The 16,378-nt window shown below is 41.8% G+C and carries 14 protein-coding genes; 2 read left to right on the plus strand and 12 right to left on the minus strand.

The features are described from left to right. Positions 1-215 precede the first annotated feature (215 nt). Both J2S07_RS07005 and J2S07_RS07010 read right to left on the minus strand, forming a co-directional pair. A complete protein-coding gene (locus J2S07_RS07005) occupies positions 216-992 on the minus strand; it encodes a class I SAM-dependent methyltransferase (protein ID WP_307149822.1) in 777 nt (258 codons plus the stop codon). Positions 993-1,184: 192 nt separating this feature from the next. Next, entirely contained in the window at positions 1,185-1,619 is a 435-nt protein-coding gene (locus J2S07_RS07010) for a BrxA/BrxB family bacilliredoxin (RefSeq protein WP_307149701.1), read from the minus strand. 191 nt (positions 1,620-1,810) lie between these two features. Here J2S07_RS07010 and J2S07_RS07015 point away from each other — a divergent pair, with 191 nt between their 5' ends. Further along, positions 1,811-2,647, plus strand: coding sequence for a polysaccharide deacetylase family protein (locus J2S07_RS07015; protein ID WP_307149702.1), 837 nt, complete (start codon positions 1,811-1,813; stop codon positions 2,645-2,647). A gap of 33 nt (positions 2,648-2,680) precedes the next feature. Here the strand turns inward: J2S07_RS07015 and J2S07_RS07020 are convergent, their stop codons facing one another. The 5 genes from J2S07_RS07020 to J2S07_RS07040 form a co-directional block, all read right to left on the minus strand. Continuing rightward, positions 2,681-3,802, minus strand: coding sequence for a conserved virulence factor C family protein (locus tag J2S07_RS07020; RefSeq protein WP_307149703.1), 1,122 nt, complete (start codon positions 3,800-3,802; stop codon positions 2,681-2,683). A gap of 92 nt (positions 3,803-3,894) precedes the next feature. Next, positions 3,895-5,772 (minus strand): ABC-F family ATP-binding cassette domain-containing protein, encoded by a 1,878-nt coding sequence (locus J2S07_RS07025; protein WP_307149704.1) that lies wholly within the window; start codon positions 5,770-5,772, stop codon positions 3,895-3,897. A gap of 118 nt (positions 5,773-5,890) precedes the next feature. Beyond that, positions 5,891-6,751: a fatty acid kinase binding subunit FakB gene (gene fakB / locus J2S07_RS07030; protein WP_307149705.1), complete on the minus strand. Its 861-nt coding sequence runs from the start codon at positions 6,749-6,751 to the stop codon at positions 5,891-5,893. Positions 6,752-6,866: 115 nt separating this feature from the next. Next, entirely contained in the window at positions 6,867-7,391 is a 525-nt protein-coding gene (locus J2S07_RS07035; protein ID WP_307149706.1) for a hypothetical protein, read from the minus strand. A gap of 55 nt (positions 7,392-7,446) precedes the next feature. Next, positions 7,447-9,135: a formate--tetrahydrofolate ligase gene (locus tag J2S07_RS07040; protein WP_307149707.1), complete on the minus strand. Its 1,689-nt coding sequence runs from the start codon at positions 9,133-9,135 to the stop codon at positions 7,447-7,449. Between the two features lie 150 nt (positions 9,136-9,285). Between J2S07_RS07040 and metA the strand changes: the two genes are divergently transcribed. Then, complete coding sequence (gene metA / locus J2S07_RS07045; RefSeq protein WP_307149708.1) at positions 9,286-10,194, plus strand: homoserine O-acetyltransferase MetA; 909 nt, start codon at positions 9,286-9,288, stop codon at positions 10,192-10,194. Positions 10,195-10,290: 96 nt separating this feature from the next. Here metA and J2S07_RS07050 read toward each other — a convergent pair whose 3' ends face one another. The 5 genes from J2S07_RS07050 to J2S07_RS07070 form a co-directional block, all read right to left on the minus strand. After that, complete coding sequence (locus J2S07_RS07050) at positions 10,291-10,986, minus strand: AIM24 family protein (RefSeq protein ID WP_307149709.1); 696 nt, start codon at positions 10,984-10,986, stop codon at positions 10,291-10,293. A 65-nt stretch (positions 10,987-11,051) separates the two neighbouring features. Then, positions 11,052-11,477, minus strand: coding sequence for a transcriptional regulator MntR (gene mntR, locus J2S07_RS07055; protein WP_307149710.1), 426 nt, complete (start codon positions 11,475-11,477; stop codon positions 11,052-11,054). A gap of 167 nt (positions 11,478-11,644) precedes the next feature. After that, positions 11,645-13,792: a DNA topoisomerase III gene (locus J2S07_RS07060; RefSeq protein ID WP_307149711.1), complete on the minus strand. Its 2,148-nt coding sequence runs from the start codon at positions 13,790-13,792 to the stop codon at positions 11,645-11,647. A 124-nt stretch (positions 13,793-13,916) separates the two neighbouring features. After that, positions 13,917-15,053, minus strand: a complete 1,137-nt coding sequence (locus tag J2S07_RS07065) for a M20 peptidase aminoacylase family protein (protein ID WP_307149712.1) — start codon at positions 15,051-15,053, stop codon at positions 13,917-13,919. A 133-nt stretch (positions 15,054-15,186) separates the two neighbouring features. Further along, positions 15,187-16,179 (minus strand): HD-GYP domain-containing protein, encoded by a 993-nt coding sequence (locus J2S07_RS07070; protein WP_307149713.1) that lies wholly within the window; start codon positions 16,177-16,179, stop codon positions 15,187-15,189. Positions 16,180-16,378: the final 199 nt, after the last annotated feature.

The following is a 16,378-nucleotide window of genomic DNA, read 5'->3' on the forward strand; positions in this document are numbered from 1 at the left end:
TTTTTCTTATTAGGAGATAAGTAGAGAGGAGTGGGAGCATGGATAGCAATCTGTTATATCTTATCATGAGCTGGTTAGTATTAGCCTATTTTGTCTATCTGACCATTACAGATTAGTAAACGGAATAGGCTGGTATTAGGGATATGCTAGAACTAAAATACGTGGAGAAACAGCCTTATAAAAAGAGATACAGTGAATTCTTCGAAAAAAAGACTTCACTGTATCTCTATCACCCCGAAATGAAATTTAGCAGATTTTCTTTTTTGTACGTGAAATCCAAACTTTTCAAAGCGCCTGCTGCGAAAATGATCCTTTAACACGACCCTTTCTCGCGCTACCCTTTTTGACTCAGCGATCATTTCATCTGAGACATCTTCGTAAAGCGCAATACTGCTTAGGCCTCTTATCCCATCTGATTCCATTATATGCTCGTCAAACATCGGATCGAAATAGACCACATCAAAGCTCTTAGAGGGCAGTGTTCTCAAATAGTCAATTGCAAGCTGTTGGAAAATTTCTATGCGGTTAAAGGCGAGGGCTAATTCATCAACATCGGTTTTCCAGGACTTAAGGCCCTCCATTGTTAAGTATGCGAGGTATGGATTACCTTCAATCCCCACTACTCTCCCTTCTTTGCCAACAATATGGCTTGCAACAATACTGTCAGAGGCGAGACCAAGTGTACAGTCTAAGAAATAACTTCCCTCTCGAAGCTGACAAGCCTCTACAAAGGGATCGGAATCTCCTATTAGCAATCTCTTAATCCTAAACATGCTAGAATTAGGATGGAAGAAAAAGGGCTCCTCTTCCCCAAAAGGGTATAACTCCAAACGATCTTTTCCGACCACAATACAAGCATCGTGAAGCATTTTCTGTAGACTTAGAATCGAACGTTTATTTCTCGTTATATATTCAATTCCTAAATCCTCAGCAACTTCTTGTGCTCTTTCAATCATAAGGTCATTCGTACGACCCGCTGTAGTGACAAACATCCGATCACCTAATCGCTCTAATTTAGTCAATTCCATAAGAAAAAGATGTCTAGCTGACATCCTTTTGGTGGAAAATACTCCTTGTATAATTAACAAATTGTCGGTGGCATGCCTGAACGAGCCTTTGCTCACGGGTTTCGAGCAACAGCGAAGAGAAGGTATGCCGCCGACTATTCTTATGCAGGATATATTTTAGCAATGATTTTCAAATGCCGTTTGTAAATTCTCCATAATCACTTCTAATGGTTGACCTTCAATTTCATGTCTTGGAATAAAATGAACAACCTCTTTCCCTTTTAAAAGAGCCATAGATGGTGATGAAGGCTCATATCCCTCGAAATACTCTCGCATTTTTGCGGTTGCTTCCTTCTCCTGTCCAGCAAAAACGGTCATTAAATGATCAGGTTTCTTTTCTGACCTTAGTAACGCCTGTGTAGCAGCTGGACGAGCCAAGCCTGCAGCACAGCCGCAAACAGAATTCACAACCACTAAAGTTGTTCCTTCCACTCCCTCCATGAAGTTCTCCACCTCTTCAGGTGTAAGCAGTTCTTTGAATCCTGCCAGTACAAGCTCCTCACGCATCGGCTTGACCATTTGCTTCATATATTCTTCATATGCCATTGACATGTTAAATAACCTCCCTATCTTGTTTCCTTCATAAGCATACTATATTTAGCGATATGGATGCAATCCAGCAAGCCCACTTCTGTTATGAGGATACATTATTAATTTCACAATTTGACAAAACCCTCTATATTTCTGTCAGGATTTGTCATATGATAATAGATAGATATTGTTATATGAGAGAAGGGGACTACATGCTATCACGAAAACGCATCACTATTTTCATATTGTTAATAAGTCTAACCATCATTATCTTCTCTTCCTCTACTATTTTTGCTAAATTAATAGAGTTAGAAGCGAAGGCAGAAGGGAAAAATCATACGATTGAAACCCAGTTTAGGGAGCATGCAACGAAGGGTTCAGAAATTGAGTTATTAGAGGGTTTTGAGCAACTGCCTGAACGTTTTGCAAAGGTTGAATCTAAGATGGAGCTTTTCCTGACCTTTGATGATGGACCGACTCCGTTCACTCCCGCAATTTTAAGTGTTTTGAGAAAATACAACATCAAATCGACATTTTTTATGCTAAATGGCAATATCTTAAAAAACCCTGACATTGTAAAAGCAGTTGCTGAGGAGGGCCATTCCATCGGCTGTCATGGGGTTTCACACAAGGTATCAGCATTCTATCGAACCTCCACTTCGCCTCGCGAGGAAATGGAAACCTGCGGGAAGTCCGTCGAAGAGATGACTGGACAAGTTGTGCAACTCATTCGAGTACCTTTCGGGAGTTCTCCACACTTAACAGCTTCGCAAAAAAAAGAGCTTGATCAAGCACATTTCATTATGTGGGATTGGAATGTCGATAGTGCGGACTGGAGAATGCACTCAAGCGAGCAAATGGTGCAATCCGTTTTGATGCAGGTTAACAGGATCAAGGAAAAAGGAATTAAACCAGTCATCCTATTTCATGATAAGGAAGTTACCGCTCAAGTCTTGCCTAAAATCATAGAGAAGCTAATGGAGATGGGATATGAATTTAAAGCCATTTCCAATGACGATGCGCCTATGCAATTTAAAATAAGAACATAAAGAAAAAAAGCTGGGTCACCAGCTTTTTTTGCTTTAATTCTTCCTCATTTCAGTCATTTGCTTCCAAACAGAGCCTTTTGCTTCTTCCCCTTGCTCGATCCTTTCGATGGCCAGCTTGATTTGCATGCTCACCTCGAACTCAGGATCCTCTTCCGCTTCCTTTAATGCTGGAAGAGCCTGTTCGTTCCCTACCTCGTATAAAAACATTGCCGCTCTCCAGCGAACGAGCTTACTTTTATCCTTAAGAGCCTTCATCATTTCATCCTGTGCCTCTTCAAAACCAAGATCGGACAGGCAGTCACCTGCTGTTCTTCTAACCGTTACGGAGGTATCCTTTAAGGCTTTATATAGGTATGGAAGTACCGACTTATCCTCAATCATGCCAAGATATACAGTAGCAAGCCTTCTTATTGAGGCCTTCTCATCCTGAAGAGCCTTGTCTAGAAGAGGTAAGTCTTCTACGGTTGGATCCTCCATTTGCTCTAACAGCTGATAGCGTTTTTGCCAATCTGCTTCATTCAGGTCATTAGGTGTTACCTTGAGCCTTTTTCGAGCTTGCTTTTGTACGACGGGGTCTGCATTCTTCGCTTGCTCGATTAGTTCTTTTAAGCGTTCCTCAGGATAAGCAGCGATTAACTCCTCGACAACTTCCTTTCCGATTTCTTCAAAATCACCATAACGCACTCCTTGGTCCTTCCATTTTCTCTGGAGGATATAGTTTTGATCATCTTGAAGCTCGGAAACTAGATTTGTGTACCTATCTGGCATTCCAAATCGCCTTTCCTCTGTCCCATCCGTCAGCTTCACTTGCAAAGGGATGCCCTTATACATTTGAACTTGAACTTTGATCTCGCCAAAATGCTCATCTACAACATGTTGAGAGTTTGCATCTGCTGTGTCCTCGCCGAATGCTTTCCTTACCTGTGGAAGAAGGTCCTTCCAGTCGTACTTAGCATTACGCTCAACGGCTAGGAAATCAGCCACATGGTACACTCCTTTAATGCCTTCAATGCCCAAGATCTCTTGAACAACCTTTGGGGCTCCTTGCATGGTATCTTTTTTATAGTTATTGCTTTTCCCCATTGGTAGCTCTTCATCTAAATTAATTTTCATCGTATTTGGACTTGGCGTTGGTTCGATGGATTTTATTTTCATATTGTCACCCTTTTTACTTTTACAATATTCGTTATTTACAATGGTAACATAAACTATCCTTTGACTCATGAAATTTGCTTTTTCTCGGTCCCTTACCCTTTTTCGACCAGCTCTGATAGGTAGCTCCATCTTTCAATCAAATTCTCAAGCTTTTCATTTAAGGAATTTTCCTCATCCATCAAAGCTTGAGCCTTCTCGAAATCACTACCCGTTGCTGCCATTTCTACACTTATGTCCTTGAGCCTGTTTTCGACCTTTTCAATCTCCTCATCAATGGATTCCCATTCTATTTTTTCCTTATAGGTCATTCTCTTCTTTTTAGGTTTTTCTTGTTCTATTTTTTTCTCGGGTTGTGGCTTAGGCTCTACTTTTTCAGTTTGAGCTTCTAAGAACTCGGTGTAATTCCCGTAAAATGAGTCTATTTTCCCGTTGCCTTTTAAAATAAGAAGCTGCTCAGCTACCTTATCTAAAAAATAGCGATCGTGGGAAACAGTGATCACCACTCCCGGGAATTCCTCTAAATAATTCTCAAGCACCGTTAATGTTTGCGTATCAAGGTCGTTTGTCGGCTCATCCAATAACAAAACATTTGGTTCTGACATAAGAATCTTCAATAAGTAAAGTCGCCGTTTCTCTCCCCCGGAAAGCTTCCGAATCGGTGTACCATGGGTATAAGGAGGAAATAAAAAACGCTCCAGCATTTGTGCAGCTGAGATGGTTTTGCCGTCAGAGGTTGATACCACCTGGGCGGTCTCCTTCAAATATTCAATCATTCGCTTATTTTCGTCCATATCTTCATTTTCTTGGGTGTAGTAGGCAACCTTGACCGTTTGCCCCATAATGAATTCACCGGAATCCAAAGGCAGTCTCCCCGCTAACGTATGAAGCAACGTGGATTTTCCCGTCCCGTTATTGCCGACGATCCCAATTCGATCTCCGGGCTTCACAAGGAGGTCGAAGTCCTTAAGAATCGTTTGCGTACCGTAGGACTTATTCGCATCCTTCAGCTCAAATACTTGCTTACCGAGACGGCTGCCAGAAAGGGACATATCCAGTTTTTCAGAAGCCTTGACTGAGCTAACTTGATTATCTAGCTCCTCAAACCGCCCGATTCTCGCCTTTTGCTTCGTCGTTCTTGCCTTAGCGCCCCGACGAATCCACTCAAGCTCTCTCCGGTATAGATTTCTTTGCTTTTCAAGAGTTGCTGCTTCATTTTCTTCCCGAATCGCCTTCGCTTCAAGAAAGGCCGAATAATTCCCTTTATAGCTATACAGCTTCCCGCCATCCAGTTCAAAGATTCGGTTGGTCACACGGTCAAGAAAGTATCGATCATGCGTGACAAGAAGAATGGCACCACTGTACCGGCTTAGATATTCCTCCAACCATTTCACTGACTCATAATCAAGATGGTTCGTCGGCTCATCAAGGATAAGCAAATCAGCATCCTGGATCAGTACCTGGGCTAGAGAAACTCTCTTCTTTTGGCCCCCAGAGAGCTCTGAAATCCTTTTATTAAAATCGGTGATTCCAAGCTTTGTTAAAATCGTCTTTGCGTTCGTGCCTGCATCCCAGCCATCAACAGCATCCATTTTTCTTTGGATGTCAAACAGCCGCTCCTGAGCACTTTCAAGATCAGGATTTGCTTCTAAGGCCAAAAGGGCTCTCTCATATTCCTTCACGACTTGTAATATCGGGGCATCTCCAGCAAACACCTGATCCAAAACGGTCAAGCTCTCATCAAGGGAAGGTGTTTGAGAGGAGTAGGCGATTTTGTAATCCTTCGGGAGAACAATTTCACCAGAATCGGGTAGATCCACCCCTGCTACGATTTTGAGCAAGGAGGATTTTCCCGTGCCATTGACCCCGATTAAGCCAACTCGCTCCTTTTCCGCAACTGTAAAAGATATATCTTGAAAAAGTTGTTTTTCTCCATAGGTTTTTGTTAAATTTTCTATCGAAATTATCTTCATTTAGACCAATCCAATCATCAAAAATTCATCGCCTCTTATTTTAGCATAAAGCTCTTTTCTCAAACATTGTTGCTTTTGAACAATAATTATTAGGAGAGGCCCTATTAAAAAAAGCGCCTTATGAGCGCTTTTCCTCGAGTCCATTATACCAGCTTATTCCGATTGTATCTTCCCCTGCGTGAACACCAATTGTGGCCCCGAGTGGATGACAGCTAAAGCGGATGCTAGAAAATATACCTTCTAGCTCCTCTTTCCATCGCAGTGCTTCTCTGTCATGCAGTCCGTATAATAAATAGACCTCGCTAATTTTGAACTTTTTATAGGATTCCTGTAGGTAGCCAAAAATCTTTTCTTTTGCTTTCTTCTCGCTACGAGCTTTTTCTTTAATCGATAAGACTCCATCTGCAACCTGGATAATGGGCTTAATATTAAGCATGCTTCCTAGGAAAAACTGTATACCAGACATTCTTCCGCTTCGATGAAGCTGTTCTAGACTGCCAACAAGAACGTAAGCTTCATACGTTTCTCTTAATCTTTCAAGCTTCTCCTTAATGACTTCAATATGGAGTCCCGATGCAAACCATTCCATCCCCTTCTTTATTTGCACAGTTAATGGATAGGTTAGGATTTTCGAATCGATTGTGAGAACAGGAATATCGACGAGCTGAGCGGCCTGCTCACTTGAAGAAACGGTCCCGCTAAGCTTCGAGGATACCAAAATGGAAATGACATAATCATAGTTTTCTTGCAACTTTTCGTACAGGTTCTTGAATTCACCTACAGAAGGCTGTGACGTTTTTGGTGGAATTTTGAGCGTCTTTAACCTCTGGAATAGCTCATCCGGAGTTAAATCGATTTTGTCCAAGTATTGCTCATTATCTAAATGTATGGACATTGGTACCGTATACAAATCCGGATGCTTTAATAGCTTATCATCAAGGCTCGCTGTACTATCTGTTACCCAAGCAATTTTTTTCACCTTCTCGCCCCTTTTAAAAAAGAATAAAATTTGTTTCATCTATTATTAGTACTTGGTCATAAAAATAGATACTAAATATAGTTTACACGGATTTTCTTTTTAGGGCTAGTTATTTTTAAACAAGAAGAGAATTTAACTTAGCTAATGTTTCCGTTATATAGTCGAGCATGACGATTAAATCATCCATTTGTTCCTCCAATATTAGGCGATTAAATTCGATCGTTATTTCATTTGAGACCCATCTCAAATTGTCGGTTGGATCATGGCTAATCCTCTGAGAAATATGGCGTTCAACACCCCAAATGTTTCTAAGCTGATGATCTATCTCCTTGTAGATTTCCCGCTTGTTCTCATGCTTCATATGAAAAACAATTGCTAGATGGGCCCCAGCTAATGGGCCATTAAGCTGAGTTCGGAGCAGCTCTGAAGCGAGATTTTCCAATTTAGCATCTAGTATTAAAGTACAATAAACCTTCGACTCCCTCGTCTCTGCAAAATTGATCGAATAGCTCCTAGTTAATTTTGCGATATTCACCACATCGTTTCGATCTAGGATCGCAATTTCACCAGCTAAGTCACGGTCATACAGTGCTCCCTCAAGCACAACCTTCATATTATCAAAAGCCGTAGGATCGAACATGTAATACCTCCTTACAAAAGAAGCGATAAGGTATCTACCTTACCGCCTTACAGATTTAAAATAATCCAATCGCATTCCCTTGGTCATCAACATCCATTTTTAGCGCCGCAGGAACCTTTGGAAGTCCTGGCATCGTCATCACATCACCTGTTAAAGCTACGATAAAGCCTGCTCCAACGGATGCCTTTAGCTCTCGCACAGTAACTGTAAAGTCTGTCGGTCTCCCTAGCTTGGTAGGATCATCTGATAAGGAATATTGCGTTTTCGCCATACATACGGGTAAGTTGCCCCAACCGAAGCGTTCAAATTCAGCGATTTGCTTCTTCGCTTTTGTTGAAAACTCAACACCGCTACCGCCATATACCTTTTGAACAATGGCAGTAATTTTCTCCTCAATAGAATCAGATAGATCGTATATTGGTGCGAAGTCTCTTTCTTCCTTTTCAATAACCTCAAGCAGCCTTTGGGCTAGTGCGATGCCGCCTTCTCCACCCTTTTCCCAAACCTCGGTCAGTTCAACAGGCAGATGGTATTGCTTGCATAGTTCAAGCAATGTATTCACTTCTAAATCCGTATCCGTTATAAATTTATTGATAGCAACAACGAACGGGAGTCCAAAGCTTGCAATCGTTTCAGCATGCTTGCGAAGATTTTCAAAACCTGCCTTCAGGCTTTCAATATTTTCATTCCCAAGCTCCTGCTTAGGAACACCACCGTGCATCTTAAGGGCCCGTATCGTTGCAACAATGACGACCGCACTCGGTTCAAAGCCTGCCGCACGCGTCTTAATATTGAGAAATTTCTCCGCACCCAAATCCGCTCCAAATCCAGCCTCTGTCACAACATAATCTGCCAATTTCGAAGCGGCTACTGTGGCAATTACACTGTTGCAGCCATGAGCGATGTTGGCAAAGGGACCGCCATGGACAAGAGCTGGTGTGTGCTCAATCGTTTGAACAAGGTTTGGTTTAACCGCATCCTTCAATAGAAGGGTCAGCGCACCTTCCACACCCAGATCACCAACCGTCACAGGCTCCTTCTCCATATTATAGGCGACAACCATTTTAGATAATCTTTCTCTTAAATTATGTAGATCCGTTGCTAAACATAAAACGGCCATAATTTCTGATGCCACAGTGATGTCAAAGCCATCCTCACGTGGGACCCCTTGCATTGGTCCCCCTAAGCCAACCACAACCTTTCGAAGTGCCCGGTCATTTAAGTCAAGGGCCCTTTTCCAGACAATTCTCCTTTGGTCAATTCTCAGTTCATTCCCCTGCTGCAGGTGGTTATCAATAAGCGCTGCTAGAGCATTATTCGCCGAGGTGATCGCATGAAAATCCCCTGTAAAATGAAGATTAATGTCCTCCATCGGAAGGACCTGTGCATAGCCTCCACCTGTTGCCCCACCCTTAATTCCCATGGTCGGACCTAATGACGGCTCTCTAAGGGCAATCATGACCTTCTTATCTAATCTATGTAATGCATCTCCTAGACCGACCGTCACGGTGGATTTACCTTCCCCAGCCGGTGTGGGATTGATCGCTGTAACAAGGATCACTTTTCCAGCTTCCTTTGTTTGAAGCTTTGTAATCGTTTTTGATGAAAGCTTGGCCTTATATTTCCCGTATAACTCAATATCATCTTCTGTTAATTCTAGCTGCTTAGCAATTTCTAAAATGGGCTTCATCTTTGCTGCTTGAGCAATCTCAATGTCTGATTTAATCTTTACATGCAAACTCATTCCAATATCCCCCCATACTAAAGCTATGTAGCATTTCTATTGTATCATTTGCTTTAGATATATAGGAATATCTTTTGCAAAAGGATTGATACATTAGTCAAACGACTATATAATTAAAAATATTGAAAATTCGAATAAGGAGATGATCACTTGCCTATTAAAATACCTAAGCTCCTTCCCGCTCGAGAGATTCTAGAAAATGAGAATATTTTTATCATGGATGAAGCAAGGGCGAATTCACAGGATATTCGGCCTTTAAATATTATTATATTGAATCTCATGCCGGAAAAGGAGAGAACAGAAGCTCAAATATTGCGGCTGTTAGGAAATACTCCCTTGCAGGTGAACGTTTCCTTTCTGCAAATGGCCACACATCAATCAAAAAATACGAGTCAGCTACATCTCGACCAGTTTTACACGAAGTTTCCTTACATTAAGAATCGTAAGTTTGATGGCATGATCGTGACGGGAGCACCGGTTGAAATGCTTCCATTCGAAGAGGTGGATTATTGGGAGGAGCTTACCGAGATCATGAACTGGTCGAAAACGAATGTAACCTCAACCCTTCATATTTGCTGGGGTGCACAAGCGGCTCTCTACCACCATTTCGGAATCGATAAATTTGAGCTGCCACGGAAATGCTCGGGGGTTTTCTCTCACGTCGTTGCGGATCGGTCTGAGAAACTACTAAGAGGCTTTGATGATGAATTTTTGGCACCCCATTCCAGATATACAGATGTAGAACGAAGTCAAATCGAGGAGCATGATGAAATTAAGCTTCTTTCCTATTCAGAAGAAGCAGGGCCTTTTATTATGAGTGCAGGCAATGGTAAGCAAATTATGATTACAGGGCACTTAGAATATGATGCTTCGACTCTAGCAGATGAGTATAGTCGTGACCGTCAACGTGGACTCGAAATTCACCTTCCAGAGCATTATTTTCCAAAAAATGATCCAAACCGAGCTCCGTTGAACCGCTGGCGCTCTCATGCCCATCTACTGTTTTCTAACTGGCTGAATTACTATGTATACCAAGAAACACCGTATGAGTGGGAGTAAAAAAAGAGATTCCTAGTTGCGATTAGCTACCGAAAAGAACGCATCAAACAAAATTACGGTCGCCAACAACCTACCATTGGCGACCGTAATTATTTTCTAGCCTTGTTGCTGGGAATAATAGACTTCCTCAAATGGCTGTACCACAACAAATCCATTCCCAGAGAATTTCATTTGGATCGATTCTCCGCTTCCTCTGCCCAAGAATGTCTTAAAGGAAATATCTGTTACAAATTCTGGTTCTAGAGATCCTGACCATGCGACAGTGGCATTCGGATCGGTAAATACCGGGTTGTCAGGGGTAACGAGTAAGGTTAAAGGCTCGTAATGGGAGGTGATCGCAACCATCCCATGCCCGTCAAGACGTACATTAAATAAACCACCCGACATCATGCCCGCAATCTTTCTCATCAGCTTAATATCCCAGTTGATGGAAGGCTCGAACGCAAGCAGATCATTTCCATTTACAAAAATGGAATCGCCTTGCAAATGTAAAATAGAAATCTTTTTACCTTGGTCAGCAACATATAGCTTCCCATTACCTGTTGCTTTCATGAGGGCAGTCCCTTCACCTGTCAATGCTTTTTTGAACATTTTTCCGAGACCATGCTCTAAAATGCCCTCCCGTTCAAACTTGATGCTGCCGCGATAAGAAATCATCGACCCAGCCTTCGCCCAAATTTGTCCGTTAAGGTTAATCTCCAGCATTCTTTGAGTTTCTAATTCAAATAGCCCCTCGCCTTTATCCTGCTGCTGGGTTTGCTTGACAAATTCCTCCATTGAATATCGACTCATACGCCCACTCCTTTAATAGCGATTCTCCTAAATCATAAGCAGCCATCCATAAGAAAAGAACCCTTTTATTCCTGCTCCTCATTTCTCCTTTGAATTTCTCTTAATGCCTCAATTCGGCTTTCATCCTCTTCAAAAAATTGTACGAGGTCTCCAATACGATCAATCGCATTCCAGCTTAAATGATGCTCTATTCCTTCGACATCGTCATAAATATTTTCCTCTATAACACCAATCGTTCGCAAAAGCTGCTCCAATAGATCATGACGGTAGACTAAGCGCTTGCCAATTTTCTTTCCTTTAGCGGTGAGGTCAAATCCTCGATATTTTTCATATGTTAAATACTCATTTTTATCTAATTTCTGCACCATTTTTGTCACAGATGAGGGATGTACCGATAAAGCCTCCGCAATATCCGAAACGCGAGCGTAGCCTTTTTCTTCAATTAATAAATATATTTGTTCAATGTAATCTTCCATACTTGGTGTTGGCATCGGACACCCTCCAATATCACATTTTGCACAAGAAACCGAATGGACTTTGCATAAAGTCCACCTGATACTACCCAACTAATTGGTTTCTCAAGATTGTCTAAGTAAAAGTTTACTATAGAAAGAAACGGGAGACAAGGTAATATAAGGGTATACAGCAACAGCGTGATCTAAAACACAAATTTTATTTTGTTGCCTTCAGAATCCCAGCTAAGCTTGGCATCAAATGATTTTTCCTTGCCTTGGAACCCCTGGATGACCTCTGTTAAACCCTCTGAAAGCAGAAGTTTCACCTGCTTTTGGGTAAGGGATTTCCCGAGGATTTTCTTTGAAATAGTAAAATCACAATGGTTTTTTTGATAATTGGAGCAGCCATAAAAGCCTCCCTTATCAATAACCGTACCGTTGCATTTCTTACATTTACCTAAGCTTGTAGGCTTCCGCTTTTGCTTCTGTTTCCCAGGAATGAAGCTTTCCACCATCTCCTCATTGAACTCCCAGCTAGACGAAGCTTTTACAGTAGTTGAAATAAGATGGTCAATCATCTTATTGGTTAGCTCCATAAAATGCTTCGGGACAGCTTGTCCCTCCGAAATTTCCTTCAGACGCTGCTCCCATTTTGCCGTCATTTCTGGTGAGGCTAAAATCTCGTCCCCTACCGCTTGAATTAGTATTTTGGCCTTCGCTGTGGCATAGACTAGATTTTTGTGGACCTCGATGTATTTACGCTCCTTTAGCATCGTAATGATTCCCGCTCTCGTCGCTTCTGTCCCTAGCCCCTCCGTTTTCATTAACACCTTTTCTAGCTCTTTATCCTCGATATGCTTACCAGCTGTCTTCATCAAAGTAATGAGCTGGCCTTCCGTATAACGTTTTGGTGGCTGGGTCTTACTTTCCTTCACCTCAACCTTTGTTACCTTGCCCGTCTCACCCTGTTCAAGCAAAGGGAGGAGAGGATCCTTTTCCTTTTCATACGCAGGAATAACACGACGCCATCCCTCTTCAAGCTGTACCTTTCCTTTTGATTGAAAGGTGGCTCTTCCATCAACAAGGGTGGTAATCGTCGTATACTCCGTTACGGACTTCCCGAAATGGGCGGCAATTAGACTCCTAGCAATTAAGTCGTACATTTTCTGTTCATCCTGGCTCAGCTTAGACAGTACTGGAACTTGTTCAGTTGGAATAATCGCATAGTGGTCCGTTACCTTCTTATCGTTCACAAATCTTTTATTATCAATGATCGACGCCAGTGGAAGGGGAAACAACTCGGAATATTCTTGGAGCTGCGAAAGCTTTGCTAAAATATCAGGAAAACCTTCAGCCTCTCCCTTAGTGACATATCGGGAATCAGAACGTGGATATGAGACCATTCCTTTTTGATAAAGTGCCTGCATGATATCAAGTGTTTTCTTCGGCGAAAATTTGAAACGACGATTGGCTTCAGCCTGAAGCGCAGATAGATTGTAGAGAAAAGGAGGCAAAAACTCTTTTTTCTCCGACAAGACTTCGCTCACTTCAGCCCCTTTCCCTTCACAAAAGGCAGCAATTTTTTCTGCCATTTCCTTTGTATCGATTCGGGACTCGCCATCTTTCACCCATTTCCCACCATACTTCTTTTTATCGATTAGGAAGTTCGCCTGAACCTCCCAAAAAGGCTCTGAAACGAAGGAATCAATTTCATGTTCACGTTTCACGATCAAAGCGAGGGTTGGTGTTTGCACCCTTCCAACGGAAAAGACATCAGCGAATCCTTTTTGCTTCAATAACAGGCTGTATAATCTTGAAGCATTCATGCCAACCACCCAGTCTGCACATGCTCTCGTGTAAGCTTCATAATAGAGATTCCTTGTATCCTCCTCTGCTAATAACGACTGAAACCCTTCATGGATCGATTTGGGGGTTAGAGAAGATATCCAAAGTCTCTTCATCGGCTTTTTACACTTTGCTTGGCGAAGAATATTGCGGACAATCAGCTCACCTTCCCGCCCCGCATCACCTGCATGAATCACCTCAGTGACCATCGGATCCTGAAGGAGATTTTTGACAATCGTAAATTGCTTCCATTTGTCCTTAGAAACTTCATATTGGAATTGAGATGGAATTATTGGAAGGGTTTGTAGAGACCACTTTTTCCATGCAGGATCGTATTTTTCGGGGGGAACGAGCTGTGTGATGTGGCCGATAGCCCATGTGACATAGGCGCCTTTGGGGAAAATTTCATTTGGCAAAATTTCAATATAGCCTTGTTTTCTTTTCATTTTATAAACCGAAGCAAGCGTCAAGCCCTGGTCCGGTTTTTCGGCAATAATAAGTTGCATTGAGGATCACATCCAGATTCATAATGTACATCCCTATTTTACCGTAATCGAAAGGTTTCGAGAATAGATTTCTTTCATTAAGGCAGAAAAGAGCCACTCCATTGGAACGACTCTTTCTTTGTTTCTATGAAACTATCTTCGTAAGGACGATGCTGAGGATTTTGACGCCATTCAGAAGGGCATCTAAATTGAAGCTCATGTTTGGGTGATGAAGACCTGGGGATAGATCTGTTCCAAGCCCCACCATTGTTGCCTGCAGTTGGGGAGAGGTTTCTTTATAAAAATGGAAATCCTCACCACCAGGCGTCACAGGTGGCGGAACCAACCCTTCTTCGCCAAGAACTTCAACAATCGCTTCTTCCACAATTTCTTCCATAAGCGGACTCGCTTCTGCTGCCACCATCGTTGCGATCGTTTCGAGATGGACCTCCGCATGATTAATCGCTCCAGCGTTTAAAGCAGCAAATTTGACCTCTTTTAATAATGACTTCATCACCTCATTGGACTGTGCGCGAACATCAACGCCAAATTCAGCATAATCTGGGATCGTATTTAGATTCGCACCTCCCGCCTGCACCATGGTTACCTTGGCAGAAGCAGATACGGTTGGGTCAACTTTGATCCCTTGAATTGCTTGTATAATCGCACTGAGCGAATCTACGACATTTACCCCGAGGTGAGGTCTCGCAGCATGAGCCTGAACACCCTTAATTTCTCCCTTTAACATCGTTGTTGCGCCATGATAGATGGCAGGTGAAGCTTGACCGAATTTCATTTCTTGAATCGGTCTGACATGTATGCCAACTAAATAGTCTAGGTCCTTAATTATCCCTTTTTCGATGATTGCCTTTGCCCCATCTCCGGTTTCTTCGGCAGGCTGAAAAATAATTTTGATTAATCCTTTTGGGGAAAAGCCGATTTCCTTTAAACAGGTTATCGTATGAAGAACCATCGTCATATGACCATCATGGCCGCAGGAATGGTTCTCCTGCCATGTTCCGTCTACCAACTGATACAAAGCATCCATGTCTGCTCGAATGCCAATCGTTGGCCCATCGTTTTTGTTCCCCCAATACCCGATCACACCGGTATGATCAGGGAAGGTTTCATAATGGATCCCCAGTTCCTTGAGCTTTCCGCATATATATTTTCCCGTTTCTATCTCATTCCAGCTTACCTCTGCGTTTTGATGCAAATGGGCATAAGTAGATTTAATCAGGTCCTCATGCTCCATCACCCATTTGTGTATGTCTGTGATCATTTTGAACCTCCAACATTTTATTTCGAACTGTAAAATAAAAATTGACTTTATTATATATTAGTGTGAATTTTTAAACAATGACCATTTTATTTTCCAAAACAGAAAAAAAGAATCTCGCCTTTTGAGATTCTCATTAATCATCCTCTATAATTCTTTCAATTTGGACAGCGGTATTATACCTTAAATCAATATGATGGCCGTCGACCTGAATGAGACAACGAATCGGGTCATATGGATTGATCATCGTAATCGTTCCAATGCTACCATCTGTTAATTTCACTCTTTTTCCAACTAAACTATTCATCATTTTATTTAAAAAGGTGAGAACAATGGTCGGGTCAAGCTTTCCATAGGCGTCCCTTTGCATCTGTTTCATCACCGTATAGAACGGGGAGGCTTGATGGTATACCCGTGACGAGGACATTGCATGAAAAACATCCGCAATTGCCACGATTTTAGCAAAATAACTGATCTCATCTCCTTGCAATCCTAAAGGATACCCCTTCCCATCTTCGCGTTCATGATGCTGCAGGGCAATAAGGGCGATTCTATGATCAAGAGATTCTATATCCTTAAGAAGCTCATACCCATAAATGGTATGAAGTCTCATTTCCTCGTATTCTTCTTTTGTCAGCTTTCCTGGCTTGTTCAATATTTCGGTTGATATTTTTGTTTTTCCGACATCATGCATGGAAGCACCAAGAGTAAGAACTGTCAAATCTTCATTTGAAAGATGGAGCCATTTTCCAATTAAATTAGCAATGATGCCAACACAAATCATATGTCTATATGTATATTCATCCTTCTCATTTAACTCATAGAACAAATGAAAAATATGAGGGATTTCCGATGCCTGCTGGATCGTTGGCAATATCGATTCCTGAAACTCCTTAATTGGAAGCCTAGCACCCGAACGCATATGTTTAAATATTTCTTCCATCTGTTTTGAGGCATCTTCAATTTTTCTACTAATCTCTTTTATCGTGAGACGATTATATGGATAGGTCTTACTTACCGTTTGAGATTTTGCCTCTCTGTTTTCTTTGAGCGAGTCTAATAATTCGTCAATCTCCGATAAAGTCATAGGTGTTCCCTTGTTGATAAAGTTGAGGATACCGCGTCTCACCACGCCACCCGCCTTCCATATACTGTTTATTTATGTAAATCATAACAAATTTTTCATCCCAACAACAGTATTTTTTTGGCAAGGTTGTGAAAAATGGCCTACGGGGGATTTTTCAGAATCTTTAGTTGTTTTTCTATTAAATTCGCTCTCTTAGCTTGACGGTTAAGTAGCAATCATGTATAGTAAAATCATCATTACT

This window comes from Anoxybacillus andreesenii (assembly GCF_030813005.1).
Classification (GTDB): Bacteria; Bacillota; Bacilli; order Bacillales; family Cytobacillaceae; genus Robertmurraya; species Robertmurraya andreesenii.